The organism is Brachyspira hampsonii 30446, assembly GCF_000316195.1.
In the GTDB taxonomy this organism is placed as follows: domain Bacteria; phylum Spirochaetota; class Brachyspiria; order Brachyspirales; family Brachyspiraceae; genus Brachyspira; species Brachyspira hampsonii_C.
Genome location: NZ_JH994110.1, coordinates 242,905 through 269,393 on the forward strand (window position 1 = coordinate 242,905; position 26,489 = coordinate 269,393).

Annotated in this window: 23 protein-coding genes and 1 pseudogene; 16 read left to right on the forward strand and 8 right to left on the reverse strand. The window is 26.5% G+C overall.

The annotated features are described in order from the left end of the window. Positions 1–74: 74 nt before the first annotated feature. Positions 75–1,031: a helix-turn-helix domain-containing protein gene (locus A966_RS13910; protein ID WP_008721672.1), complete on the reverse strand. Its 957-nt coding sequence runs from the start codon at positions 1,029–1,031 to the stop codon at positions 75–77. Further along, the gene (locus tag A966_RS01230) at positions 1,028–1,801 is read right to left on the reverse strand and encodes an ATP-binding protein (RefSeq protein ID WP_008721674.1); all 774 of its coding nucleotides are present in this window, start codon (positions 1,799–1,801) and stop codon (positions 1,028–1,030) included. The genes A966_RS13910 and A966_RS01230 overlap by 4 nt, the downstream gene beginning before the upstream one ends. 851 nt (positions 1,802–2,652) lie before the next feature. Between A966_RS01230 and A966_RS01235 the strand changes: the two genes are divergently transcribed. Then, the gene (locus tag A966_RS01235; RefSeq protein WP_008721675.1) at positions 2,653–3,528 is read left to right on the forward strand and encodes a DMT family transporter; all 876 of its coding nucleotides are present in this window, start codon (positions 2,653–2,655) and stop codon (positions 3,526–3,528) included. A gap of 68 nt (positions 3,529–3,596) precedes the next feature. Beyond that, a complete protein-coding gene (locus tag A966_RS01240) occupies positions 3,597–4,478 on the forward strand; it encodes a VIT1/CCC1 transporter family protein (protein WP_008721677.1) in 882 nt (293 codons plus the stop codon). Between the two features lie 7 nt (positions 4,479–4,485). Here A966_RS01240 and A966_RS01245 read toward each other — a convergent pair whose 3' ends face one another. The 3 genes from A966_RS01245 to A966_RS01255 form a co-directional block, all read right to left on the reverse strand. Next, positions 4,486–4,905: a hypothetical protein gene (locus A966_RS01245; RefSeq protein ID WP_008721679.1), complete on the reverse strand. Its 420-nt coding sequence runs from the start codon at positions 4,903–4,905 to the stop codon at positions 4,486–4,488. Positions 4,906–4,918: 13 nt separating this feature from the next. Continuing rightward, positions 4,919–5,449: a hypothetical protein gene (locus A966_RS01250; RefSeq protein ID WP_008721681.1), complete on the reverse strand. Its 531-nt coding sequence runs from the start codon at positions 5,447–5,449 to the stop codon at positions 4,919–4,921. Between the two features lie 1,145 nt (positions 5,450–6,594). Continuing rightward, entirely contained in the window at positions 6,595–8,184 is a 1,590-nt protein-coding gene (locus A966_RS01255; RefSeq protein WP_008721683.1) for an arginine--tRNA ligase, read from the reverse strand. 167 nt (positions 8,185–8,351) lie between these two features. Between A966_RS01255 and A966_RS01260 the strand changes: the two genes are divergently transcribed. Next, positions 8,352–9,074, forward strand: coding sequence for a hypothetical protein (locus A966_RS01260; RefSeq protein ID WP_008721685.1), 723 nt, complete (start codon positions 8,352–8,354; stop codon positions 9,072–9,074). Here A966_RS01260 and A966_RS01265 read toward each other — a convergent pair. Then, the gene (locus A966_RS01265; protein ID WP_008721687.1) at positions 9,063–10,028 is read right to left on the reverse strand and encodes a DNA-methyltransferase; all 966 of its coding nucleotides are present in this window, start codon (positions 10,026–10,028) and stop codon (positions 9,063–9,065) included. The two genes, A966_RS01260 and A966_RS01265, sit on opposite strands and share 12 nt — an antisense overlap. Before the next feature lie 186 nt (positions 10,029–10,214). On the opposite strand from A966_RS01265, the gene A966_RS01270 reads away from it, so the two are divergent. The 6 genes from A966_RS01270 to A966_RS01300 all read left to right on the forward strand — a co-directional run bounded on the left by A966_RS01270 (position 10,215) and on the right by A966_RS01300 (position 15,720). Further along, entirely contained in the window at positions 10,215–11,237 is a 1,023-nt protein-coding gene (locus A966_RS01270; RefSeq protein ID WP_008721689.1) for a GGDEF domain-containing response regulator, read from the forward strand. A gap of 9 nt (positions 11,238–11,246) precedes the next feature. Next, entirely contained in the window at positions 11,247–11,837 is a 591-nt protein-coding gene (locus A966_RS01275) for an L-threonylcarbamoyladenylate synthase (RefSeq protein WP_008721692.1), read from the forward strand. 131 nt (positions 11,838–11,968) lie between these two features. Beyond that, positions 11,969–12,166, forward strand: coding sequence for a hypothetical protein (locus tag A966_RS01280; protein ID WP_008721694.1), 198 nt, complete (start codon positions 11,969–11,971; stop codon positions 12,164–12,166). A 97-nt stretch (positions 12,167–12,263) separates the two neighbouring features. After that, the gene (locus tag A966_RS13125) at positions 12,264–13,361 is read left to right on the forward strand and encodes a CFI-box-CTERM domain-containing protein (RefSeq protein ID WP_008721697.1); all 1,098 of its coding nucleotides are present in this window, start codon (positions 12,264–12,266) and stop codon (positions 13,359–13,361) included. 18 nt (positions 13,362–13,379) lie between these two features. Continuing rightward, a complete protein-coding gene (locus A966_RS01295; RefSeq protein WP_008721699.1) occupies positions 13,380–14,309 on the forward strand; it encodes a hypothetical protein in 930 nt (309 codons plus the stop codon). Between the two features lies 1 nt (position 14,310). Beyond that, positions 14,311–15,720, forward strand: a complete 1,410-nt coding sequence (locus A966_RS01300) for an AAA family ATPase (RefSeq protein WP_008721700.1) — start codon at positions 14,311–14,313, stop codon at positions 15,718–15,720. Positions 15,721–15,935: 215 nt separating this feature from the next. On the opposite strand, the gene A966_RS01305 is transcribed toward A966_RS01300, so the two are convergent. Beyond that, positions 15,936–17,135 (reverse strand): tetratricopeptide repeat protein, encoded by a 1,200-nt coding sequence (locus tag A966_RS01305; RefSeq protein WP_008721702.1) that lies wholly within the window; start codon positions 17,133–17,135, stop codon positions 15,936–15,938. 115 nt (positions 17,136–17,250) lie between these two features. On the opposite strand from A966_RS01305, the gene A966_RS01310 reads away from it, so the two are divergent. From A966_RS01310 to A966_RS01320, 3 genes are all read left to right on the forward strand, one after another. After that, the gene (locus A966_RS01310; protein ID WP_008721704.1) at positions 17,251–18,096 is read left to right on the forward strand and encodes a bifunctional 5,10-methylenetetrahydrofolate dehydrogenase/5,10-methenyltetrahydrofolate cyclohydrolase; all 846 of its coding nucleotides are present in this window, start codon (positions 17,251–17,253) and stop codon (positions 18,094–18,096) included. A 45-nt stretch (positions 18,097–18,141) separates the two neighbouring features. Next, positions 18,142–18,579 carry an EamA family transporter gene (locus A966_RS01315; protein ID WP_008721706.1) on the forward strand — a complete coding sequence of 146 codons (438 nt, stop codon included), beginning with the start codon at positions 18,142–18,144 and terminating at the stop codon, positions 18,577–18,579. Positions 18,580–18,994: 415 nt separating this feature from the next. Continuing rightward, on the forward strand, positions 18,995–20,329 hold the full coding sequence (locus A966_RS01320) for an NfeD family protein (RefSeq protein ID WP_008721708.1): 1,335 nt from the start codon (positions 18,995–18,997) through the stop codon (positions 20,327–20,329). Positions 20,330–20,402: 73 nt separating this feature from the next. Here A966_RS01320 and A966_RS01325 read toward each other — a convergent pair whose 3' ends face one another. Then, on the reverse strand, positions 20,403–20,642 hold the full coding sequence (locus A966_RS01325; RefSeq protein WP_008721710.1) for a hypothetical protein: 240 nt from the start codon (positions 20,640–20,642) through the stop codon (positions 20,403–20,405). Between the two features lie 493 nt (positions 20,643–21,135). On the opposite strand from A966_RS01325, the gene A966_RS01330 reads away from it, so the two are divergent. The 4 genes and pseudogenes from A966_RS01330 to A966_RS01345 form a co-directional block, all read left to right on the forward strand. After that, positions 21,136–22,074 (forward strand): UDP-glucuronic acid decarboxylase family protein, encoded by a 939-nt coding sequence (locus tag A966_RS01330; protein WP_008721712.1) that lies wholly within the window; start codon positions 21,136–21,138, stop codon positions 22,072–22,074. A 293-nt stretch (positions 22,075–22,367) separates the two neighbouring features. Continuing rightward, positions 22,368–22,898, forward strand: a complete 531-nt coding sequence (locus A966_RS01335) for a hypothetical protein (RefSeq protein ID WP_008721714.1) — start codon at positions 22,368–22,370, stop codon at positions 22,896–22,898. 190 nt (positions 22,899–23,088) lie between these two features. Beyond that, the gene (locus A966_RS01340) at positions 23,089–25,365 is read left to right on the forward strand and encodes a heavy metal translocating P-type ATPase (RefSeq protein ID WP_008721715.1); all 2,277 of its coding nucleotides are present in this window, start codon (positions 23,089–23,091) and stop codon (positions 25,363–25,365) included. A gap of 471 nt (positions 25,366–25,836) precedes the next feature. Further along, positions 25,837–26,489 (forward strand): annotated as a pseudogene (locus A966_RS01345) (DUF4405 domain-containing protein); the annotation flags it as partial.

Sequence of the window (26,489 nt, forward strand, 5' to 3'; positions counted from 1 at the left end):
ATAGTAAGTATTATCCTTACTATTTTTTTAAAATTAAGTTATCATAAACAAGTAATTATATACATAATTTAAGCCTATTTTTTAGAAAACTTATTTACTAATTCTACCCTATTCTTTACTCCTGATTTCTCATATATATTAGCTACATGATTATTTACCGTATTAAGAGATATACTCAATATTAATGATACCTCTTTATTAGTTTTACCATCGAGAAGATATGATAATATCTCTTTCTCTCTCTTAGTTAAATTTACATCTATTTTTTCTGTATTATTATAATTAACATCATCTTCTATAGCATTTTCACTATTAATATTATTACTTGAGTTTGATATTTTATTATTGAGAATATTGATAAAATACCAAGATAAATAACCAAGCATAACTAAATTCCACCATATATAAAATAATACCAATGTAATATCCATAGAACCTATATCAGCTGCTTCAATTCGGTAAATAATAAGCTGATATATAAGAACTGGATATATTATTATAGTTATAAGTCCAAGTATCTTTACTATTAATTTTACCGTCTTGTCTTTTATATTCTTATAGTTCACTGCACCTATTATAAATATTACGATTATAGAAATATAAAAAATAATGCCGCTTATAATATAAATATCAAACTTTATCAATATTCCTAATATACTCAAAATAAAATGAATTATTGATATAGTTATATATATAATATTTTGTTTTAAATTCCATTTTATATTTAAAAATCTATATAAAAATGCCGGTATAAAATAAAGCATAAGTGACATAGCTACAGAAAAACTAAAAAAGTATAATGTATTAAATATATTATTAGACATGAAATAAGGAACTGTTAAAAAACTTAAAATTTTTACAGCCCTTATCATAAGAAGAAGAGAAAAAGTGAATAAAAATACTATATAATATTTAAGCCATGCAACTCTTTCTATTATATAATAAATAATAGAAAAAAGTATTGAAGAAAAACCTATTATAAAAGAAAATAAATAGGCAATTAAGAGAATATATCCTAATACATAATTCATAACTTATTCTTAGCCGGTAATATTATATTGATTCTCTGCTCATTTTTCACTGATTCAAACCATATATTACCATAATGTTCTTTTATTGTTCTATAGGCAGTATACAGATATAAATTATTAAAATTGAAATTATCATAAGATATTAAAGGCGTTTTAAAAAGCATTCTTTTTATATCATCAGGTATATCATCGCTTTTAAATGTTATAGATATATCTATGCATTCTTCATTCAAATCAAGCGTTTTCTCATCTTTTTTACTTATATTGTCAATTCCATTTATTAATAAAAATTCTTTATCATCATCATAATCAATTAAATTATATGTTATATCCATCGATGTATTCACTTTTATTATATTGTAAATAAAGGTAAATACATTAAGAATACTTCTTTTTATCTTATCCCTATCCATTAAAACTATGCATTCTTTCAATATTTTATCATTTAATGTCATTTTAATTCTTTTAGATTTAAACAAATCAAATATATCATCTAAAGCTTCATTTATAATAACAGATATATTTTCAAAATTCATATTGAGTTTAAAAGAATCAGAGTTTATATCATTAAAATCATTTAAAGCTTCCATAGTTCTATTTATTAGAAGAGATTGTCTTACTATTGTTGCTCTTGCTTCGCTGCAATAATTATTGGCACATCTTTCTATATCTATGTATTTGGATATTATATTATTATAATTTTGAACATCGTAAATTATATTTGAAATTAAATCTTTTAATTTATTGTTTATATAAAAATTTTGTTTCATAATACGCCTGAAATAAACATAATATTTTTACTTATTATAACATAAAATTATTAAAAATGCCAATTTTATAAAATAAATTCAAAATTTGAATTCATAATTTAAATTTATATTATAAATTCTTTTATTAAATTTTATAGTAAAATTTATACAGTATTTTTATTTTAAGTTATTAACATTATAAACAAGTTATTAACATTATTAAAATAATTGAATTCATTATATTTTTATTTTTTCAAATTCAAATTTTGAATATATGAAGATTTCTTTTATATAATAATATTATATATTTAAATTTTTAAATAAATTTTTTATTATTATTAAGATGTTGATATGTTGATAATTTATTGCATATAAGAAGAAAATAGAAAAAATATATAAATATAATGTTGATAACTATGTTGATATTAACAAATATTAAAATATATAAAAACAATAAATTTTATAATGAAATTCAGAATTTTTATAAAATATAAATTTGTTTGCAATGTTAATATTTTTTTATTATTTATTAACATTTTATCAACAATATTGTTTTAATTGCCTATAGAATATGAATTAATTTATATAATTTTATTTATTAGTTGTTGGTAATACTCAGTAGTTGTATTTGGTGCTGCAAACTTATTTTTTACTATGTATGCCTCGCTTGCTTAGAAAATCTATATCCTAGACAAGTTCAGATACGCTTAGAGAATGAATATTGGTATACTAAAATAATAATTTGTACAGCATATAAAATATTATATACAATCTTGTTAAGTAATTTTGAAAGAAGTACATTACAATTATTGATTTTTAGATCATTTTAATATAATATTTTCCGACAATCATGAACCAAAAAGCAAATAACTATGATTAATGATTCAAATAATAATATAAAATTAGGTTCTTTATTTATAATATTTTCTGCTCTTTCGTTTAGTATAATGGAGATAGCAGTAAAAATTTCAGGCTCAAATATACCAGTAATGGAGCAGGTTTTTGCCCGTAACTTTATAACATTGTTTATAAGTGCCTTTGTTATGATTAGAGATAAAGAAAAACTATTTCCTAGTAAAAGCAATATTTTATCAATAGTATGCAGAAGTATTTCTGGATATTTAGGTATTATATGCTATTTTTATGCTACTAATAATATGGTTCTTGCCGATGCATCCGTACTTCAGAAAACATCGCCTTTTTGGTCTAGTTTTTTTGCTTTTATTTTAATTAAAGAAAAGGTTTTGAAAATACAGTGGCTTGGAATGATTATTGCTGCAATAGGATCTGTATTTATAATAAAGCCGTCTATGAATTCAAATGTATTTCCTGCTGTAGTGGCTTTGTCTGCTGCCATGTTTGCCGGTATTTCTTATGCTATAATAGGTTCTCTAAAAGGAAAAGAGAGCAGCTCTTTAATAATATTTTATTTTTCTTTGTTTTCATGTGTATTTTCATTATTCTTTGTGAAAAGTTTTGTTATTCCTAATTTGCTTGAAGTGTTATTACTTTTGCTTATAGGAATATTTGCGGGATTTGGACAGTTCTTTTTAACTGTAGCATATAAAAAAGCACCTGTTTCTGCTGTAAGTATATATAATTATACAGGAGTAATATTTTCATATATTTTCAGTGTATTTTTATTTAAAGAAAAAGTGGACATTTATTCTGTAATAGGAATGATTCTTACAATATTTGCTGCATTGATTGTTTATTTTTATAAAAATAGAGTCTATATTAAAAATTAATTTATTGGTATATTTTTATTTCATATTGTTATATAATATAAAATAAAAATATACTATTGGAAAATAAAATGAATAATAATATTTCTAAAAACACTATGAAGCTTTTATTAGAGATGCAGCAAAATGAGGTAACGGAGCATGCCGTTTATTTGAATCTTGTAAAATTTGTAAAAAAAGAAGATGATAAAAGAGTATTAGAAAATATTGCAAAAGAAGAGTATGCTCACTCAAAAATACTAGAGAAATATACAAATAAAAAATTAAAGCCTCAAAAATTAAAGGTATTAAAATATTTTATATTAAGTTTTCTCTTAGGATATACATTTGTAATAAAGATAATGGAAGGCGGTGAAAAGAACGCTGAGAATATTTATTCAAGAATAGTATCAGAAGTACCTGATGCTAAAAAAATAGCTTTTGATGAAGATGAGCATGAAAATAGACTTATATCTATACTAGATGAGGACAGGCTTAAATATGCAGGTTCTATGGTTTTAGGTTTAAGCGATGCTTTAGTAGAGATAAGCGGTACATTAGCAGGTTTAAGTTTCGCTTTGCAAAATAACAAATTAGTGGCATTATCTGGTATTATAACAGGTATTTCTGCCACATTATCAATGGCTTCTTCTGAGTATTTATCTGCTAAAGCCGAAGGCGATAAAAATGCTTTTAAATCATGTTCATATACAGGAATAATGTATTTAATAACGGTAACACTCTTAATACTGCCTTATCTTATTTTTCCGAGTAATCATTATTTATATGCTTTGATTACTATGCTTTGTATAGTTGTATTTATAATATTTTTCTTTACATACTATATATCTGTTGCTAAAAGTCTTCCTTTTAAAAAAAGATTCATTGAGATGGCTGGGATTAGTTTAACAGTTGCTGCGATAAGTTTTTTAATAGGTCTTTTGGTAAAGCAGTTTTTAGGTATTGATATTTAAAAAATCATCAGCTTACTATATTCTCAAGCTCTTCTATGATATTGGATATTATTTCATTATATTCTTTGAACCAGCCACTGTTAGTGAGGGTATCCCAAATGCTGAATTTTAAATCCTTAGTATTTCCTGTATTATTATCTAAAAGTTTTATATTAGAAAAATTTACTATAAATTTGTCGTATTCTAAATGAAAGCTTATATCAAAACATAGAGAATTATTGTTTATAACATTATTAGATACAAAAAATAAATATACTAGTCCATTATCATAACTGCTGAATTTATTATTTGCAGCTTCATTTTTTACCCATTTGAGAATTTCTTTTCTTAAATTACTTCCTTTTAATTTTGTAGATACAAATATTTTCTGTTCGGCTGCAGCTATTGTATAAATACTAAATAGAAATATTAATACTATCTTTTTCATTTAAAGTTTTATATTATAATTCTCTTATTGTAGATAAAATATTATTAATCTGTTTATATTGTCTTTTATAATCATTTCTTATCAAAGCAACCATAACCTGATGATAATAATTTTTTGTTTCTAGTGTATATAAAAGATAATGAACTAATGTATTTTCATAATATGAATCAAATTCTGTTATATACATTTCTTTATTATTAACTTCTATTTTACTAGAAGATATAATATTTTCGCCATTCATTCCATTTAAAATATTTGTATTATATTCTTCCAAGCTTATATTATTTAATTCCTCTTTAGATTTAGAGAACATTATAAAACATACGCCTTTTTTATTATTTATAGCTTCTAAATTAGAGTTTTCATTAAGCTCATTTTTTTCTTTAGATAATTTCCATTCATTATCAAATATAAAAGCAAATTTTCCGTCATAACTTTTTATAAAAAACTCGCCATTGCTATTTCTTCTTTTTAATACTATTAAAGCTGCCGAAACTGTGATGATTGTACTGCTTAAAATGATTAGAGGAAGTTTTTTGCCCATAGTAATCACCCCTATATTTTATTACTAATAATAGGCTATAACATTTTAGTTAAAAAATCAAGGAATTGTATAAAATTATTTCTTATTATAGCAAAAATATTTGTATTAATTAACGCACGGTAAGCAGATTATAATATATAATTTTTTCTTTAATTGTATATTGATTAACAACTATAGTACCATCAATCGTGCGGTGTATAAGCTATAAATTTAAATAAAACTTGGGTGGGTGCTAATAGGTGTAAGTTAAATAATAAAACAGTGTAAAACTAAAATTAAAAGTGAAGTAATGAATTCTAAAGGGCGGGAAGTGAGAAAATTTTTTTAATTTTTTGGCTTTATTCTCATTCCCACCCTCTAGGCTTATTGTTTTATTTTAAAATTAAGATTTTATTTGTTTTTATATTTTCTCTAATTTATTAACGCCCGCCCAAGTTTTGATTAGGTTTTAAATCTTTACAACGCACGCAAAATAAATTTTAAAACATAGCAAAAATTGTATTGTTAATGAATTTATATTTTTTGTTTCATTTACCGTGCGGTTGATAGGCTATAAATTTAAATTAGTCTGGGCGGGTGCTAATAAATGTAATTTAAATAATAAAGCAATATAAAGTAAAAATTCAAAGTAAAGTAATAAAGAATAAAGGGCGGGGAGCGAGAAAAAGTTTTTAAATTTTTTACTTTATTCTAGTTCCCACCCTCTAGGCTTATTGTTTTATTTTAAAATTAAGATTTTATTTGTTTTTATATTTTCTCTAATTTATTAACGCCCGCCCAAGTTTTGATTAGGTTTTAAATCTTTACAACGCACGCAAAATAAATTTTAAAACATAGCAAAAATTGTATTGTTAATGAATTTATATTTTTTGTTTCATTTACCGTGCGGTTGATAGGCTATAAATTTAAATTAGTTTGGGTGGGTGCTGTAATTACATAAAAAGTTTTAAAGAAAAACGGCATAAAAATATATTGGAGTATTGAAAAGTATAGAGGGTGGGGTATTGATAATAAAGTTTTAAAACTTAATTATATTTGGCAAACCTTTATATTTAAAGTTCTATTATTAACTTTTATTTTTTTATAACCTAATTAGAATTTATTAGCTGCTAACCCAAGTTTTTTTAAATTTAAAGAATATATAATTATTCTTCAGACCACATTCTCTCTATTTTAGTTATTCCTATTATATCAAAGCATATACCAAGTATTTTTTTAACAGCTTTAATTAGAGTGAGTCTCTCCTGCCTTATTTCTTCATTTTCTTCTAGTACAATATTGTCATAGTAGAATCTATGCAATGCACCGGCTATTTCATAAGTATAATTAATAAGAGTATAAACTTCTAAAGATTTAGCCGCTTCATTTATTTCATCAGGAAATCTTAGTATTATTTTAGCAAGTTTTAAAGAGCTTTCATCAGCAATTTGTGAAATATCAAAAGACTTATTATCATCATAAGACATATTTTTTTCTTCTAATTTGAAGAAAATATTGCAAATTCTAGCATAAGCATATTGAACATAATAAACAGGATTATCATTATCCTTTTTCTTAGCAAGCTCCAAATCAAAATCAAGCGAACTAGAATAAGAACGCATAAGAAGGAAATATCTAGTAGGATCAACACCTATCTCATCTATAACATCTTCAAGACTAATCATATCCCCAGTTCTTTTACTCATTCTAACAAGTTCATTTCCCCTGTAAAGACGAACTAACTGTCCTAGTATAACTTTCAAAGAAGCAGTATCCTTACTAACCGCCCTAACAGCAGCAGTAATTCTAGGTACATAACCATGATGATCAGCACCTAGTATATCTATTAAATAATGATACCCTCTATCGATTTTATTTTTATGATATGTAATATCAGGAGCGAAGTATGTGTATGTTCCGTTACTTTTTTTAACTACTCTGTCTTTATCATCACCGTATTTAGTGCTTCTAAACCAAACAGCATTATCCTCTTCAAATAAAAGCCCTTCTTTGTCAAGAAAGTCCATAGTTTTTTCTAATTCTCCGCCTTCTCGTATTTTTAACTCGGAAGCATAATTGTCCATGTGTGTACCGAATCTTTCAAGAAGTTTTTTTTGACTCTCTAATATAATGTCTTTAGGTACTCCGTCTTGTTTAGCAACTTCCTTTATATACTCTCCATGATAACCGTCTTCAGGAATTTCTCTTCCTTCTTTCACAGCCTTGACACTCTCATTTAATTTAGTTATCTGCTCTCCAGCATCATTAACATAAAACTCCTGATAAACTTCATGTCCTGCATATTTAAGTATATTAGATAATGCACTTCCTATAGCAGCCCATCTTCCATGACCTATATGAAGCGGACCTGTAGGATTAGCACTTACATATTCTATTAATATCTTTTTTTTATCTTCTGCTGTATTTTTTCCGTAGTTATTATTATTTAAAAGATCATTTATGCATTCATTTATATAATTATTTGAAAGAGTTAAATTAATGAATCCAGGTTTTGCCACTTCTATTTTTTCAAAATATTTTTTATCTATTTTTTCAGCTATTTCATTTGCTATCTCTAAAGGGTTTTTCTTTAATAATTTAGCAAGTCTCATAGCAGCAGGGCAAGCATAATCACCGAATTTATCATCTACTGCATATCCTATTTCTATATAAGATTCTATATTTTCAATATCAGTATTTTTTAAATATTCTTTTAAAGCCTCTTTTAGGATATTTGAGATAATTTTCTTAAGCATACTCTCTCCTGTTGATATTATGTGAAAAGTAAAAATATTTTTTAGTATATAGAGTATATCAAAGATTAGAAGTTCTGCAAGCATAATTTTGGATCTATTAAAAAATTATAAAAGTTAAATTATAAAAAATCCGATTTTCATAATATATTAGTAATTAAGGATAAAAAATGAATGATAGAGAAATAGAAAAAATATGGAGAATTATAACAGATAATTATAATAAATATCTTTCTGATAAATGGGTTAAACTACCATCTTTAAAAGATAAGAATGGATATACTAAAAATGCTTTGGTTTTGCTTAGATTAGCAAAAAATTATCCGAATACAGATATAGTATCAAAGTCAGAATTGACAGATTTTATAAAACAGTATTATCCAGATGTTAATGATGTACAGCAGGCAAGACATTTATCTATGCAAAGCGGTTTTAATATAGTTTCAGGAACTAGGGGAGATAGCAGATACAATATCCCCTCTGGATCTTATAAACTCATAGATTTAGAAAATCCGTATCCTGCTTTTTCTTCAGAAAGGAGAGAAGGATTTTCAGGCGATTGGGAAAAAATAAAAGGGCTTTATAATTATCGCTGTGCCAGCTGCGGTTCAAAAGAAGGTGATGAGCATTTATTTAGAAAAGGTGTTAAAGTAAGTTTACATAAAGGACATATGAATCCTGCTTTGCCTTTAGAGGAAGGAAATATTATTCCTCAATGTCAAATTTGCAACAGACCTGATAGAAATAAATGGATTTATGATAAGACAGGAAGAGTTATTGGAGTTGCTAATACAAAAGATGGATTTAGAATTGTAGAAAAATTTATAAATAATGCCTCAGAAGAAGTTTTAGAAAAATTATTGCAGTTGCTTAGAAAAATATTAAAAAAGTGATTTTTGATAAACTTCTTTTTCTAATCTGTTTTTGGCGATATCAAAATATTTTTTTTCTATTTCATATCCTATAAAATTACGATTATTCATAACAGCAGCAATTGCATGAGAGCCGCTTCCTACAAAAGGATCTAATACTGTTTGACCTTCTTTTGTAAAAAGTCTAATCAGATGTGAAATTAAATGCACTGGTTTTACAGTCATATGTTCAATCTTTTCATCTGTTTCATTTTTTCTTATATTTTTAGAAACTTCCATAACAGTACCTGGGAATTTACCGTCTAAAGATTCATTTGTATTCATTAAACCTACTTGATATTTTTCCCAATTTTCAACGAATGTTCCTTCTCTCGGTTTTTGTGCTAGCACCATAGGCTCCATTTGTGGTTTAAGCTGAGGAGTTTTAAGCCCTCTAAGTTCAGCAATGAGTTTTTCTTTTTCTTCTTCTGTTTTATTTTTATCTCTTTTTATAAAATGATCCTGAGAAAATGCTTTAGCCTGTCCCTCATATTTCCAAGCCATTAAATCTCTAATTTCAAAACCTGCTAAATCTAAAGCCATAGCCGTTCTATGATACAATCTTCCTTGAGAAAATATTATACAAAATCCGCCGGGCTTTAATATTCTAAAAAAATCCAAACATATAGGCTCTAAAAATTTCTGAAGGTTTTCACCTTGTTTTCTGTCAAATTTCATTCCGGCTGGTATTCCGCCTATCACATTGGAATATTTACTTCTTCTTTTTAATTCTCCGTCATTCCAATTATTATCCATTCCGTCAATAAAATATGGAGGGTCTGTTACTATGAAATCTATATTGTTATCAGGTATTTTTTTTAAACCTTCCCTGCAGTCTTTATTAAATATATAGTAACTGCTTTCTGTATTATTTTTATAACAATAATCATCTGCATTTGATTCTAATGAGTTTTCTATAATTTTATCTAAATTCATATATGTATCCATATTTTTACTAGATTATATAAACATAAATAAAATTTGTCAAAATAAATTATAATAATTAATCTTATAAATATAATATATCTTTTACATTTTCATACCTATTTTTTATTTAATAAATTCTACAAATTTACGATACTTTAATATAAGAATTTATATATTTTGAAGATGTAATTAATTATGAATGAAAATATTTTAGTAGTAGAGCATAGAGCAGACCTTTTAGACAGGTTTGTTGATCTATTAAGAGGAAGACATTATAATCCGATAGCAACAAAATCCAGATCTCAGGCAGTTAATATTTCTAATGAAAGTACATTGGATTTAATACTTTTGGATGCCGACATAGGTGACTCGCAAGGTTTGCAGCTTCTTGATACTTTTAAAAATCAGGAATCTACTAAAGGAACTCCTGTAATTCTTTTAAGTACGCCGTATAGAAAAATGGAGTTCATAGAGGAAGCTATAAATTTAGGTATTGACGGACTTATATTTATTCCATTTGATGAGATGGAGCTTGTAGTAAGGGTTAATAGCTGTTTGAAATACAGAAGACTTTACTTAGAACATCAGAAATTAATTAAACAGGCAGATTATCTTCAGAATTCTTTAGCTGATATGACAGAAGTTTCCAATAGAAATTATCAGTCATATAAAGATGCCCAGAAAAAATACGATGATATACTTAATGTAGATTTAGAAACAGGGCTTTGGAATAAAAAAGAGTTTTATGAGCAGTTTACAAGACTTCTTTATGAAACAGTAAGGCATGAAGAAACTATAGTGCTTGCATGCTTTTGTATAGACGGACTTGACAGTATTATAAGCGAATATGGAATCATAGCCGCTGAAGAAATAATGCTTAAGTTTACAGAGGTTCTTAAAAAAACAACAAGAAGAGAAGATATTCTGGCAAGATTTGATAATAATCAGTTTATGGTTGCTTTCAATAGAATGAATATAAAATTATATGATAAGAAGATTGAAGAAATAAGAGGTTTTGTTGATAAAAATGAACTTGAATATAACGGCGTTATAATCAAATATACAATATCTGTTGGAATATCATACACAGCATATAAAAAGAATTATCATATAGAGGGTATGGAAAAAGAAATATCTCCTGTATTACTAGCACTTCATAATGCTAAAAGGAGAGGATTTGCAAGTTTGTTTGTACACCCTACACTTATTAAAAGGTGATAATTATTTATGATAATTAATCTTGAAAAAAATAATTCAGAAAGTATAGAGTATGCAGCTAATGAGGTTATAAAAGTTATTAATGAAGGCGGAATAGTAGTTTCCCCAACAGATACAGTTTACGGAATGCTTGCTGATGCTTTTAATTCTGATGCTGTAAATAGAATATATACTGTAAAAGAAAGAGAAAAAAATAAGCCTCTTTTAATATTATCAAAAAATTTAGAAAGTGTGAAAAGATTCTCAAATAAAGAAGTACCTGAAATCATAAAAAAAAATATCCCCGGAGAATTAACTTTTATAATGCCTCTTTTAGATGAATTAAAAAATAAATTCTCATATTTGAAAGATACGGTAGCTTTAAGAATACCTAATGATAAATATATGCAGCTTATACTAAAAGGAACTAATCCTTTGGTAGCTCCTTCGGCCAATCCTAGCGGTTACGGTATTATACTTGACGGTAATGAATTAGCAGAGCTTTACAAAGATAAAGCTGACTTAATAATTAATGCCGGTATATTAGAAAATAAGATGCCTTCAACACTTTATGACTGCTTAGAAAATAAAGTTCTTCGTCAGGGTTCTGTTCATTTGTAATTATATATTTTCATTTAATCTTAAAAATTAAATATCATAGTGTAAAAAATTTCTCTAATAAATTCTCCAAGTATTATTTATATAATGCTTGGTTTTTTTATTTTTAAAATACATTAACAACTTGAAGTTTAGTGGGACAAAGCGAAGAAGAGAGAAAATCTATAATATCTAAATTCGGTACTACATTAAAAGGCATCGCAGATAAATTCAAAAGCCTTATTAATTTTAAGAAAAAAGGAAAATCAAATACCCAATGGCTTTATCAGGATTTAGAAAAAAGTATGGAAGGCTTGGAAGAAGAGGATAAAACTATAATACTTGAAGTGTAAATAAAGCTTTAAAAGAAACTAAAAATGATCATTTAAAAATACTTGAAAAAGCTGAAAAAATGAAAGAAGAAAACAATAATTAAATTGGGGGAATAGTATGTCAGAAGAAATAAAAAATAATGAATATGATTTAACTACAGAGGAAGGAAGAAAGGCATTAATACAGGATACAGCCGATGATATAAGAGATAATTCTTTGATAGGAGCTATAGAGTTTTCAGAAGGTTATGACAAAGTAGAAATAAATACAGATCATAAAGAAGTAAAGGCTTTAAAAGAATATATAACTTCAGATATAGATGATGAGAAAGATGAAGATGTAAAAAAGATGGTAACTACAGCCGCATATATAGCAGCTCAAAAAGGTTATTTAGGTGATAAAATGAAAGATAAAAATCCTGATGATGTTGCGCGTATAGTTGATAATTCTTTAACTACTACAAAGGTTGCATATAAAGTTGCTTCAGGAGAGGTGGACGCCGAAGAAGTAGTTGATTATGCAGTTGACAGAACCACAGCACAAGTAGGCGAGATAGTAAGCACAAAAATAGAAGAAGCAACAACAGTTACAGGAACAGTTATAGGAACAAAAGTAGGTGAAAAGGCTGGAAAAGCTGTTGGCGATGCAATAGGAAAACATATAGGCGGTGCAATAGGAGCTTCAATAGGAAGTGTTTTAGGACCTATAGGAGCTGCAGCTGGTGCGGTTGTGGGAGCAGTTGCAGGAAGTACTGTAGGAAAAGCTATAGGCGGAGTTGTTAAGAAAGGAATTGAGATAGTAGGCGGGGCAGTAAAAGCAGTAGGACGAGCTATAGGCGGAGCAGTTAGAGCTGTAGGAAATTTTGTAAGCAGTGCTGTAGATTTTGTTACAGGAGGATGTTATATAACAACTGCAGTATGCCGTAAGGATAATAAAGAAGATGATTGTTATGAACTGACTATGTTTAGGGATTTTAGAGATAATTGGCTAATGCATCAAAAAGATGGAAATGCATTGATAGATAGATATTATAAAATAGCTCCTCAAATAGTAAAAAATATTGATTTAGAAAATAATAGTAGTTTTATATATGATGAAATTAATAATAAATATTTGAAAAACTGTTTAAAAATGATAGAAAATAAAGAGTATGAAGAATGCAAAAAATTGTATATAGAAATGGTTGAGAGTTTAGAAAATAAATATTTAAATTAAAATTAAGGAGTTTGTCAAATGTTGAAAAGAATTAAATTTAATCTTTTACTTGGAAATAAATATTGTAAAAATCTTGAAGATGTAAAAAACAATTTTAATATTCATGATATATTAGATTATTTTGATAAGGGTATTTTAGAGAAATGGCTTACAGCACAGAATTTAAATGATGTTAATGAAAAAGTATCAGCTATCGATAAGAATGCAGATATTTATAAAAAAGTTAATAGCCTAATGGAAATATTTTATGAAGATGAAGATGAAAACACTATAAAAGAGATGTCAAAAGAAGCTACTTATATGATAGAGTTTGAAAATAAGAGAAAGGACGACTTAGAAATTTTCAGCAAAAACAATTTCAAAGAAAAAGAAGTAGTTGATAATTATTTTAAAAACTATGAGGATATAGTTAATCTTATAATAGAGAAAAAAGAGGATTATGAATTTATAAAAGAATCTGTAAAAAATATTAGCAATAATTTTATGAATGCATTTAAATATGATTATTACAATTTATTTTTAAAACTCCATAAAGAAGATAATTATTTTTCTATTCTTTCAATATTATCAAATAAAAAAACCAGAGACTATTTTATAGATGATGAAGATATCATGAAAGGTCTAAATGAAATGTTTTCACATACATACTATTATTCAGGTTCAAAAAAATCTAGGTTTGGATTGTATGAAAAAAAATTAGAAGATGATAGTTATTTGTTAAAAAAAATAAAAATTTACTCACAAAATACAAAAAAACATTTCTCTACTGTTGTTGAAGATAAAAAATGCTTAATACTTCATATAGACAGCGGATGCAATGTAACTAGTTTCAAAGATAAGAGTAAAGAATATTCTTCTGATGATGTAAATAATAAATTTTTAATATTAGAAGGTATTACTTATATGGGTTCAAGCGAATCTGCTCAATTAGTATATATGGAGATATAATATGGAATATAATGATATAAAAGAAAAATTAGCTTCGTATATATATGCTTTAAGACCAATAATTTATATTAATCATTTTGACTTTGAGAAGATTGATAAAATTATATTTGATGTTTCAAGCGGATATAAAGTTTATGAATGGGTTAATAATAGTCTTACTTATAAATGGGAGAAGGATAAAGAAACAGGAGAGTTAATTAAAAAATTTTCTGCTGCCAAAGATATAATAGGCTTTTTAAAATTAGAACATGAACATGATAATAATCATTTTATAGTTTTCAAAAATATTAATTGTTATTTAAAAGATAATGAAGTTTTATCATGGCTTACAGATATAGCTCATAAAAACATGAAAGACAATGATTATAATGTTACTATATTTATAATTTCTTCTTCTCTTTATATACCTAATGAAATAGAAAAATATACTACTATTCTTGATATACCTTATCCTAAAGATAATGATATTTCAAAGATACTAGATGAGTATATAGAAAATTATAATCTTACCCTTGAAAAAGAAGTGAGAGATGAGATAACGGCTTCTCTTAGAGGTTTAAGTGAATTTGAGATTACACAAATATTAAATTTAGCTATTCAAAGAAAGGGCTTTATATCTTTAGATGATCAGGATTTGATATTAAGAGAAAAAGAGCAGACAATAAAAAAATCAGGCATTGTTGAAATAGTAAATTACAAAGGCGGACTTGATAATATAGGTGGGCTTGACAATTTAAAAGATTATATAAAAGTTAAGGCTAAGATTTTTGAGAATTTGGGAAAGGCTATGAAGTTTGGTGTGGACATTCCAAAGGGTATTTTACTTGTGGGTTTGCCCGGATGCGGAAAGTCTTTAGCTTCTAAATCAATAGCCAATATTTTTAAAACTCCTCTTTTAAGGCTTGATATTGGTAAGTTAATGGGTAAGTATGTTGGGGAGAGTGAGGAGAATTTAAGAAAGGCAATAAAAATAGCTGAGGCAGTTGCTCCTTGTGTTTTATGGATTGATGAGATTGAAAAGGCTTTTGCTGGTATTGGCGGAACAGGCGGGGCAAGCGATATTACTACTAGGCTTTTGGGGTATATACTTACTTGGCTTCAGGAAAAAGATTCTACTGTTTATGTGGTTGCTACTTCAAATGATATTACCAAACTTCCAGCTGAGTTTTTCAGAAAAGGAAGATTCGATGAACTATTTAGAATAGAGCTTCCTAATGCTAAAGAAAGAAAAGAGATTTTTGAGCTTCATCTAAAGAAAAGAAATCAGGATATTTCCAAATTAGATATTATTAGTCTTCTTGATAAAACAGAAGGTTATTCTGGTGCTGATATTGAATCTATTATTCAGCATGCTATAGAGAAATGTTTTATTGAAGATTGCAAAAAAATGGAGACTAAAGATTTGGAATAGGCTATGAAAGATTTTAAATGCATATCTGTAACATTTAAAGAAAAACTTGAAGATATGAAAAAGAATTTGGATAAATACGATATGAAATACGCTTCTAAAAAATAGCATGTATTTTTATGATGATAAAAATAAAGGGCTTTACTTTTAATCAAGTATAAGCCCTTATTTAATTTATTTAAGCAAATATATTTTTTGTATACTATATTGATAAAATATTATATTTGTAGTTTTTCTAGTTTTTGGGTTATTTCATTTCTTTTTTTTATGTATTTATCATATAATACAGGATTAGGCTTTTCATTATTGATTATATAAAGATTATAATTAATAGCTTCAAGTAATTTACTATAATAGATTTGAGAATTATATTTATCGCCCAAATTTTCATATATATTAGCCAATTCCTCTAAAGCCTCATCATCATTTTTATTTATATCAATAATCTTTTTTAAATATCCTATTACTAAATTCCCATTCTGATTCATATCTCTTTTAAGCAAATACACAGCATCTTTTATCAAACTTATATCTTTATCATAAATTTCTATAGCGGCATTATAACACTTTGAAGCATTACTGTAATCATTTTTTAATATATAAGCATCAGCAAGTTTTTTATAATATATATAATTATCTTTTTTAGCATTTATTGCCTTTATATAATTTTCTATACTCTTTTCTATATCCTCATTTTCTACATTAACTTTATATCTGCTGTAATATAAATCTCCTAAAGCAGACAGATAATAATGATTATTTTTATCCAAGTATTTTTTTATATTATCTGCTATTTTAGTCATATCATTAATAGAATCTTTATTTCCTTTTTCTGTAAGATATTCCAAATAATCAATGTTGAAATAAATATTATCTTTGTAGAAATTAAAAAACATTTCATAAACTTTGTTCTTATCATTACTGTTTATGATTTGGCTGTAATAACCTATAAGTGAAATGTATTCATCTTCTGTTATAAGATTATTATTTTTCTTGGAATAGGAATATATCTCTTCTAATACTTTGTTAATAGATTCGAATAAATTTTCTTCTTTTGAATAAAGATTTTTTTCTTTCCATTCATTAGGTTTTTCTCTGTCAAATATTACATAATTAAGTACAAGTCCATTTTTATATTTAAACAGATCATAAGTTATTGATAAATCTGCATTATTATTTAAAGTGAGTTCTTTAATTTTTGATTTTATTTCTTTATAATCACTTTTTTTATACGGCATATATGGTATTATATGAAAGTCAGAATTAACAAATAAATTTTTTATTATTAAATCTTTCACTGCATAAGAGTTATAATTATTACTGTATTCTGTTTCAAATATTATTATTTTTTTTTGAGCAAAGGATATGCTGTTTATAGTTAAGACAGTAAAAAAGATAATGAATATTTTTTTCATCATAGCTTAATAATATACAATATAAATATTAAAAAATCTATACTTGTTTTTTATTTTACGGCATTATATTATTATAAAAAAATAATAAGAAAATTTAAAATTTTTATTAGGAGTTTATATGTTTAATATTTTAGATGGAAGAGAATTAGCAAAGGAGATAAAAGAAAGAATAAAAAAGGAAACAGAACTTCTTGAGAGAAAACCAAGAATAGATTTTATATATTTTGAAGATGATAAGTCTACAGAAGTTTATTTTACAAGGGCAAAGAAGCAGGCTGAAAGTGTTGGAATGATAGGATCTTTGCATAATCTTTCTGTAAACACAACAGAAAAAGATTTTTTGACATTGATAGAATATTTAAATGAAGAATCTGAAACAAGCGGAATAATGATTCAGATGCCTCTTCCTAAACATATAGATAAGAAAAAAGTTTATGAGACAATTTCAATAGAAAAAGATGCTGATGCAATATCACATGTTAATTTAGGAAGAATATTTATAGGAGACAGCAATTTAGCTCCTTGTACGGCAAAGAGTGCTATGGCTTTGATAGAGAAATCTGGTATAAATATAGAAGGTGCTAATGCTGTTGTTATCGGAAGGAGTGAGATAGTTGGTAAGCCTTTAGCTCATTTGCTTTTACAGAAATCGGCTACTGTGACAATAGCACATTCAAAAACTAAAAATTTAAAAGATATTTGCAGAAATGCTGATATATTATGCGTATCTATTGGAAAGCCTGAATTTATTACAGGTGAATATATAAAGAAAGATGCTGTTGTTATAGACATAGGTATAAATGTATTAGAAGATGGTTCTTTAAAAGGAGATGTTAATTTTGAGGAGGCTTCTAAGATAGCTTCTTATATTACACCTGTGCCGAATGGAGTTGGAAGTGTTACCGTTTCTATGCTTTTAGATAATGTGCTTTATCTTCATAAAAAGATGATAAACAAAAAGTAATTTCATAAAAAATAAAACACTATATTAAAAATTAAGAGCTTTTTTATGGATATTGTTTTTGCACTATTATCATCAATATTTGCATCACTTACTGCTATACTTATAAAGATAGGATTATCAGATATTAATTCTAATTTGGCAACTGCCATAAGAACTATTATTATATTAATAATGTCTTGGATTATAGTTTTTTATACTAATTCATTAAACTCTATAAATACAATTGAAACTATAAAAAATCTAAATACAAAGACTGTTATATTTATAGTATTATCTGGCATAGCTACAGGTTTATCTTGGATTTTTTATTTTAAAGCCTTGCAGATTGGTAATGTTAATAAGATAATAGTTATAGATAAACTTTCTATAGTTTTTACTATAATACTAGCAGCCATATTTTTAAAAGAGGCTTTGAATATAAAAGTTATTATAGGCATGATGCTTATAGTAGTAGGTACATTGATAATAACTTTTCAGTCATGAAAAAGTTTTAAAAGATAAAGAAAACTTGGGCGGGTGTTAACATTTCAGTATTAGCATATAAAAAATAATAAGCAGAAATTTCTGAATAGTTTTTTATAGAAAAAGGGCGGGGTATGTAATTAAGTTTTAAAGCTTTATTCTCATGCCCGCCCTTTAGTTTTATAATTTTAATATGGATTAAAACTTTTAATTTTTTTATTGCTAAATTAGAATTTATAATGACCTACCCCAAGTGTTTTTTAATTTTATTATGCTTATACCGCCGTTTAGTATATACTTAAAATATATGCTATTTTTTTATTATAATTTAAACAATGAATGATAGCCTATTAAACGGCGTTAAGAATTTCCGCTTGAAAAAAATATAACTTATACTAAAATAATAACATATAATTAAAAAACGAGAGTGATGTCTATGAAAAAATTTAATAATATATTAATAATGCTTTTTTTGAGTATTTTTATCTTTTCTAATTATTTATATTCAAAAGATAAAAAAGTTTATGTTATAAAGAAGCAGGAATTTCAAGAGATAAACAGATGGTATGCCGGATATTTAAAAAATGCTATAGATGAAGCAAATGACAAAAAAGCAGATTTGATTATATTAGAGCTTGATACACCTGGAGGACTTCTTTCATCAGCCTTATCTATAAAGAATTATATTATGGAAAGTAATGTACCTGTAGTTGTTTATATTAATAAGAATGCATTATCTGCTGGGGCTTTAATATCATTGAGTGCTAAAGAAATTTACATGTCTGACGGTAGTGTAATAGGAGCGGCAACACCTGTATATTTAAATGGAAATGAACCCAAAAAAGCAGGGGAGAAAGAGGTGAGTGCGATGCGTGCGGCTATGAGATCTTCTGCAGAAACTACTAAAAAGAATGTTAAAGCTGCCGAAGCCATGGTTGATGAAACTATAGTTTTAACTAAAAGAAGCGATGGTATTGATTTAGATGATAAGACTCTATTGACATTAAGTGCTGATGAGGCAGTATCTATAAATATTGCAGATAATAAAGCTAATTCTATAAATGACATATTAGAATTAAAAAATATGAATAATGCAGAAATAGTTAATATAGAAGAAGAAGGCTATGATTCTGTATTGAAGGTACTTCTTAATCCTTTTATTTTAAGTATTATAATGTCTATAGGAATAGCTGGAATATATATTGAAATGAAGACTCCTGGATTTGGCGTAGGCGGAGTAACAGCTATAATAGCTTTTGCTTTATTTTTCTTTATTCAGTTTTTTTCAGGCAGCAGTAATTTTTTAGCACCTGCCATATTCCTTCTTGGAGTTGTTCTTCTTTGTGTAGAAATATTTCTTATACCTGGCTTTGGAATCACAGGTATACTTGGTATAATAGGAATTGTAGCGGGAATATTTATTTCTTTTGGAATACATAATATAGCTGTGGCTTCTTTTGTAATATTTGTATCTTTAATAATAGATATTATACTTGTAGTATTAATTGCAAGATTTATGAGCAAGTCAAAAGATTTTAGGAATAAGATTACATTAGAGAGTGATATTTCAGGATATCATTCAAGCATTTCTTATGATGATTTAATGGGTAAAGATGGTATTGCGGATACTTTTTTCAGACCTGCAGGTTATATAATCATAGACGGAAAGAGATATGATGCTGTAAGTGAGGGCGAGTTTATAGATAAAGGCAGCAGTTTAAAAGTTATTCTTGTAGAGGGAAATAGAATAGTAGTTAAGAAATCCAATTGATATTAATTATATATTTAAATTTCTAATTTAGAATAGAAATAATTTATAGCATAAGTATATTTTTATAAGATACTTATGCTAATGAACTGAAAGCTCTTACAGAGGATATATCTATTCTAAGCTGCAAAACATATCTTTTGCCATCGCGTCCTATAGCATAAGTGTATCTGCTTGAAAGAGGAGATATGCCGCTTCCTTGCTGGCTTATCTTTTGTATATTAGCAGGATTTTGAGCTGAGTTATTTTCTTTAGGAACAGGCATTTGAACTTGCGGTGTTTGCTGTACATTATTATTTATTCTATTGATAGTCATACTAATAACTCCTTTATTTAGCAATTAACTTCTGATATTAACGGTAATATAAAAAAAACCTTAAGGATTTTATTTAATCCATTTAAGGTTATTTATTTTTTTATAATTTTAAAAAAACGACAATTTTTGTCATTTATATATGTTATAATAAAAATTTTTATATATTTTTTTAATTTATACAACGCACGGTAAGCCAATCAAATAATTTAAATATATTAATAATATAATTTTGATTATATTGAAAGATATTTTCACCGTGCGTGAATTGGGTTATAAATCTAATTAAATCTAGGGAGGGCATGCTTTTTGTAATATGAGTGCTGAATATTAGTAAAGCTTTAATTTTAAATTTATGTAATAAATATAAAAGGGTGGAGTATGTAAATTAATTTTTAAAACATAAAAATTAATTAAAATTATATATTATAATTTTAATTGAAATATTTAATTATATGCTATAATATATGATGTAATTAATTTAAAGGATTTTTTAATGAAAAGAATTATTGTAACAGGCGGAGCCGGATTTTTAGGATCTCACTTATGTGAAAGATTATTAAATGAAGGAAACTATGTAATATCAATAGATAATTTTTTTACAGGCAGTAAAGAGAATATTAAACATTTATTAGATAATAAAAATTTTGAAAGTATAAGACATGATATAACAGAACCAATACATATAGAATGCGATGAGATTTATAATTTTGCCTGTCCTGCCTCTCCTATACATTATCAAAGAAATCCTGTACATACATTTAAGACAAGTGTTTTTGGTATACTTAATATGCTTAATTTAGCAAGAGATTGCAATGCCAGAATACTTCAAGCTTCAACTAGCGAGGTATACGGAGATCCTTTAGAGCATCCTCAAATAGAAACTTATTGGGGACATGTTAATCCCAATGGTATAAGAAGCTGCTATGATGAGGGTAAAAGAGGGGCTGAAACTTTGATGATGGATTATTATAGAGAGTATAAAACAGATATAAAGATTATAAGAATATTTAATACTTATGGTCCTAGAATGAATGAATATGACGGCAGAGTAGTTTCAAATTTTGTTATACAGGCACTTCAGAATATACCTATAACAGTTTATGGAGATGGAAGCCAAACTAGAAGTTTCTGTTATTGCGATGATTTAATAGACGGTGCTGTAAAAATGATGAATGCGGATAATTTTATAGGACCTGTAAATTTAGGAAATCCTCTGGAAATGACTGTTTTAGAATTTGCTAAAAAAATCATAGAAATGACAAATTCAAAATCAGAAATAGTATTTAAAGATCTTCCTAAAGATGATCCTATAAAAAGACAGCCTAATATTAGTTTAGCCAAAGAAAAACTTAATTGGAAGCCTGAATATAAATTGGAAGACGGTTTGAAAAAGACTATAGAGTATTTTGATAATTATTTAAAAAACAAATAATATAGTATAAATGTGTTATTTGTATTATATATAATAAAATCAATAAAAATAATTTATTTTCTAATTATATATGTATTTTTACAGTAGCAGGCATATTTCTATTTTTTAGTAAAAATATTTTATGACTATATTATAATTTTAAATAAAATTCTTAAATTTGTTAATATATCAATTTTATGTAAATTTAATTTTATTTTTCTTAAATATATTATATGAAATAAATTTTTTATGTTTTCATATGTAAATGTTATATTTTATATATAAAAAATAATAAATAAAGGAAAAAAATAAGAATGAAATCGAAAATACTTTTAATAATTATTGTAATTTTATTTGCAGTATCATGTGCCAAGAATAATCCGTCAAATCCTACTCAAAATAATAATTCATCAGGTGGAAGTACAGGCAGTAATACTAGTGAGAATGAAAATACAGGGATAAATAATTATGGAGATACTGAAGATATTCCATCTGTTAATATAGATGATGGTTCTATAGAGTTTGGAGGAAATGCTAAATTAACTATTAAGACTTTAGATGATATTAATCTTGGAGAATCTGAAGATATTAATATATATGTTGATATTTATGAAAAAGATAAAATTGCAAGAGTACATATTCCAAATATTTTTGATTTCAGCAATATTCAGTTGGATAATACGAAACATACATATTATTCAAGTGATGAAAAAGGTAATTATACATTAACTATGAAAATTGGAGATGATTCTATTACAGAATTTCAATTTATCATACTTAGTAAAGTAGAAAGTTATAAATATTATATTGAATCTGAAAAATTATCAAAAATTCAAAAAAATTAATCTTAATTAAGAAATAATAATAGAAAATAGTCTGTATATTAATAATATAAAGACTATTTTTTATTTATTTTCATATATACCTATATACCCTACTTGAATTTTATAAAAAAATTATTATAATTATATTGTTAGATGATTGTAACATTTAATAAAAAATAGTAAAATATGTTTTATACAGGGGTGTTTATATATGAAAATGACTTTAAAAATAGGAGGCATGCACTGTGCTGCTTGTTCTAGGGCAGTAGAGCGGGCCTTGAAAAAAACAGAAGGTATTGATGATGCTAATGTCAATATAGCTACAGAAAAAGCTGTATTTAATTACGATGAAAAAAAGCTTAAGTATGATGATATAGTAAATGTAGTTGTAAAGGCTGGATATCAGGTAGTAGGCAAGGAGGAAGATCCCGCTGAGAGAAAGGCAAAAGAGATAAAAGAGCAGAAAATCAGATTAATAGTATCTGCTATATTTTCTATACCGCTTTTTTATATATCAATGGCGCCTATGGTAAGTATAGTAAAGTTTCCAATACCTAGTTTTTTGGTTCATCATCTTAATCCGCAGGTTTTTTCTATAGTTGCTATACTTTTATGCGTACCTGTTATGATATCAGGCTATAAGTTTTACACATTAGGTTATCCTGCACTTTTCAGAGGCTCTCCTAATATGGATTCTCTTGTAGCAATAGGTACAACTGCGGCATTTGTTTATAGTGTATATTCTAGTATTTTGGCATTTATGGGACTTAATCCTCATGGTGAAAATCTTTATTATGAGTCTGCTGCTGTTATAATTACTTTAGTGCAGTTTGGTAAGTATTTAGAGGCAAGAAGCAAAGGAAAGACAGGCGAGGCTATAAAAAAACTTATGGGACTTCAGCCGAAAACTGCCACTATAATAAAAGACGGTGAAGAGAAAGAGATAAAAATTTCTGAAGTAAAAGTTGATGATATAGTTTTGGTACGCCCAGGCGAGAAGATACCTGTTGACGGTGAGATTATAGAAGGCTACAGCAGTGTAGATGAATCAATGCTTACAGGAGAGAGTATTCCTGTTGAAAAAAGTGTAGGTGATAAGGTGGTTGGTGCTTCAATTAATAAAACAGGAAGTTTTAAGTTTAAGGCTCAGAAAGTAGGTGCTGATACTGCATTAGCTCAGATTATAAAGTTGGTAGAAGATGCACAAGGATCAAAAGCTCCTATAGCACATATTGCTGATGTTGTATCTTCATACTTTGTGCCTGCTGTTATTACTATAGCATTAATATCGGCTGTTATATGGTTTATAGCAGTTCATAATTTTGTATTTGCTTTAACTGTATTTGTGTCGGTATTAGTTATCGCTTGTCCTTGTGCTTTGGGGCTTGCTACTCCTACTGCTATAATGGTTGGTACTGGAAAAGGTGCTGAGCTTGGAATACTTTTTAAAAATGCGGAAGCCTTAGAAGTATCTCAAAAAATAAATGCTGTAATGTTCGATAAAACAGGTACTCTAACAGAGGGTAAGCCTTATGTTACAGATATTATTTCTGATGATAAAGATAAACTTCTTTTAATAGCTGCAAGTGCTGAAAATGGAAGCGAACACCCATTAGGTGAGGCCATAGTAAGAGAGGCTAAAGAAAAGAATATTAAACTTCTTGATATAGAAAATTTCAAAGCTATAGCTGGTTTCGGTATAGAAGTTTTTATTGATAACAAAAAAGTTTTGATGGGCAATGATAAACTTATGAATAAAGAGAATATAAATACAGAAAATTATCATTCATATATGGACAGCCTTTCAAAAGAGGGTAAAACTCCTATGTATGTTGCTTATGATAATAAACTTTTAGGTGTTATAGCTTGTGCTGATAAATTAAAAAAAGAAAGTATTGATGCCATAAGAAGGCTTCATAAATTGGGTATAAAAACTGCTATGATAACAGGCGACAATAAAAATACAGCTAATTCAGTTGCTAAAGAAGCAGGTATTGATATAGTATTTGCAGAAGTTCTCCCAGAAGAAAAATCAAAAGAAGTAAAAAAACTTCAGGACGAAGGAAATATTGTTGCTATGGTTGGAGATGGTATAAATGATGCTCCTGCTTTAACTCAGGCTAATGTTGGTATTGCTATAGGAAGCGGTACTGATGTTGCTATAGAAAGTGCTGATATAGTATTAGTAAAATCAAACACAAATGATGTAGTAACAGCAATAGAATTAAGTAAAGCCACTATGAGAGATATTAAACAAAATCTTTTCTGGGCTTTTTGCTATAATGTTATAGGTATACCAATAGCTGCAGGAGTTTTGCATGTATTTAGAGAGCCTTTAATAGCTTCTTCTATAGGGGATTTTTTAGTTGCTATTATGGGTAAGGATTTACTTTTGAATCCTATATTTGCAGCCCTTGCTATGAGTTTAAGCTCTGTATCAGTAGTTACTAATGCTTTAAGACTTAACTTTTTTAAACCAAGCAAATAGATTTTATTTTTATATACTAAGTTTTTCAATCATATATACTCAAAAGTACATAGATATTTAATTTTTAATTTCTATGTACTTATTTTTTGTAATTTTAAAAATGCATGCAGTGTAAATACAATGAGCAATAATAAACTCTAATTCAAATTTTACTAAGATATAAAATTCTATTAAAACATGCGTTAATTAATGCTGAAAATTTAAATAAAACTTGGGTGGGTGCTTTAATTTCTAATTGAGCAGTAAAATAAATTTAAATCTATAATTTTAAATTAAGCAGAAAATATAAAAGGGCGGGGAATGTAAGATATACTGCAATAAATGAATAAATAATTTTTTACATAAAAATTACAAAAAAATAAATATACAGAAACTTTTAACCATATAATTCGTCTAATAAATTAAATAGTATACTATATATTATTTTACTTTTTAAAATAAACTTATTGTGCAATAGGGGGAAAATTATATATGAAAAATAAAATTAAAATATTTATAGATATAATAATGACTATTCTTTTTTTTGTTTTAATTGGCTATAGTTTTACAGGCCGCACTATGCATGAATATTTGGGATATTTAATCTTTATATTTTTTATACTTCATCATATACTGAATTTTCATTGGTATAAAAATCTTAATAAGGAAAATATAGTTTAAATAGAATATTAAATACATTTATAAATACTATGCTCTTTATATGTATGCTTGGATTAATCATAAGCGGAATATTATTTAATAGAAATGTAGTTGAATTTTTTAATCTGGAAGGCATTAAAGTATTTAATAAAAGACTGCATATAATTTGCTGTTATTGGGGACTTATATTGATGTCTTTACATTTAGGTATGCATTGGGGTATGTTTATAAATATGAGTAAGAAATTCATAAGTATAAAAAAACAAATATATGTTATAATGGGGTCATTAGTAGCTATATATGGAGTAGTTTCATTTATAAAAAGAGGTATATATATTAGACTATTTTCAGTTGCAAAAGTTCCTTCTTATGAAGAGGCTTTTATATTTTTCTTTATGGATCATGTTGCTGTAATGGGACTTTTTATATTTATTACTTATTACTTACATAGATTAAGCAGCAAATTAAATAAGATTAATATACAG

What these genes read in the sequence shown, in the direction of transcription:
- A966_RS13910 (WP_008721672.1), bottom strand. Translation starts at nt 1,031, where the DNA reads ATGAATTATGTATTAGGATATATTCTCTTAATTGCCTATTTATTTTCT.
- A966_RS01230 (WP_008721674.1), bottom strand. Translation starts at nt 1,801, where the DNA reads ATGAAACAAAATTTTTATATAAACAATAAATTAAAAGATTTAATTTCA.
- A966_RS01235 (WP_008721675.1), top strand. Translation starts at nt 2,653, where the DNA reads ATGATTAATGATTCAAATAATAATATAAAATTAGGTTCTTTATTTATA.
- A966_RS01240 (WP_008721677.1), top strand. Translation starts at nt 3,597, where the DNA reads ATGAATAATAATATTTCTAAAAACACTATGAAGCTTTTATTAGAGATG.
- A966_RS01245 (WP_008721679.1), bottom strand. Translation starts at nt 4,905, where the DNA reads ATGAAAAAGATAGTATTAATATTTCTATTTAGTATTTATACAATAGCT.
- A966_RS01250 (WP_008721681.1), bottom strand. Translation starts at nt 5,449, where the DNA reads ATGGGCAAAAAACTTCCTCTAATCATTTTAAGCAGTACAATCATCACA.
- A966_RS01255 (WP_008721683.1), bottom strand. Translation starts at nt 8,184, where the DNA reads ATGCTTAAGAAAATTATCTCAAATATCCTAAAAGAGGCTTTAAAAGAA.
- A966_RS01260 (WP_008721685.1), top strand. Translation starts at nt 8,352, where the DNA reads ATGAATGATAGAGAAATAGAAAAAATATGGAGAATTATAACAGATAAT.
- A966_RS01265 (WP_008721687.1), bottom strand. Translation starts at nt 10,028, where the DNA reads ATGAATTTAGATAAAATTATAGAAAACTCATTAGAATCAAATGCAGAT.
- A966_RS01270 (WP_008721689.1), top strand. Translation starts at nt 10,215, where the DNA reads ATGAATGAAAATATTTTAGTAGTAGAGCATAGAGCAGACCTTTTAGAC.
- A966_RS01275 (WP_008721692.1), top strand. Translation starts at nt 11,247, where the DNA reads ATGATAATTAATCTTGAAAAAAATAATTCAGAAAGTATAGAGTATGCA.
- A966_RS13125 (WP_008721697.1), top strand. Translation starts at nt 12,264, where the DNA reads ATGTCAGAAGAAATAAAAAATAATGAATATGATTTAACTACAGAGGAA.
- A966_RS01295 (WP_008721699.1), top strand. Translation starts at nt 13,380, where the DNA reads ATGTTGAAAAGAATTAAATTTAATCTTTTACTTGGAAATAAATATTGT.
- A966_RS01300 (WP_008721700.1), top strand. Translation starts at nt 14,311, where the DNA reads ATGGAATATAATGATATAAAAGAAAAATTAGCTTCGTATATATATGCT.
- A966_RS01305 (WP_008721702.1), bottom strand. Translation starts at nt 17,135, where the DNA reads ATGATGAAAAAAATATTCATTATCTTTTTTACTGTCTTAACTATAAAC.
- A966_RS01310 (WP_008721704.1), top strand. Translation starts at nt 17,251, where the DNA reads ATGTTTAATATTTTAGATGGAAGAGAATTAGCAAAGGAGATAAAAGAA.
- A966_RS01315 (WP_008721706.1), top strand. Translation starts at nt 18,142, where the DNA reads ATGGATATTGTTTTTGCACTATTATCATCAATATTTGCATCACTTACT.
- A966_RS01320 (WP_008721708.1), top strand. Translation starts at nt 18,995, where the DNA reads ATGAAAAAATTTAATAATATATTAATAATGCTTTTTTTGAGTATTTTT.
- A966_RS01325 (WP_008721710.1), bottom strand. Translation starts at nt 20,642, where the DNA reads ATGACTATCAATAGAATAAATAATAATGTACAGCAAACACCGCAAGTT.
- A966_RS01330 (WP_008721712.1), top strand. Translation starts at nt 21,136, where the DNA reads ATGAAAAGAATTATTGTAACAGGCGGAGCCGGATTTTTAGGATCTCAC.
- A966_RS01335 (WP_008721714.1), top strand. Translation starts at nt 22,368, where the DNA reads ATGAAATCGAAAATACTTTTAATAATTATTGTAATTTTATTTGCAGTA.
- A966_RS01340 (WP_008721715.1), top strand. Translation starts at nt 23,089, where the DNA reads ATGAAAATGACTTTAAAAATAGGAGGCATGCACTGTGCTGCTTGTTCT.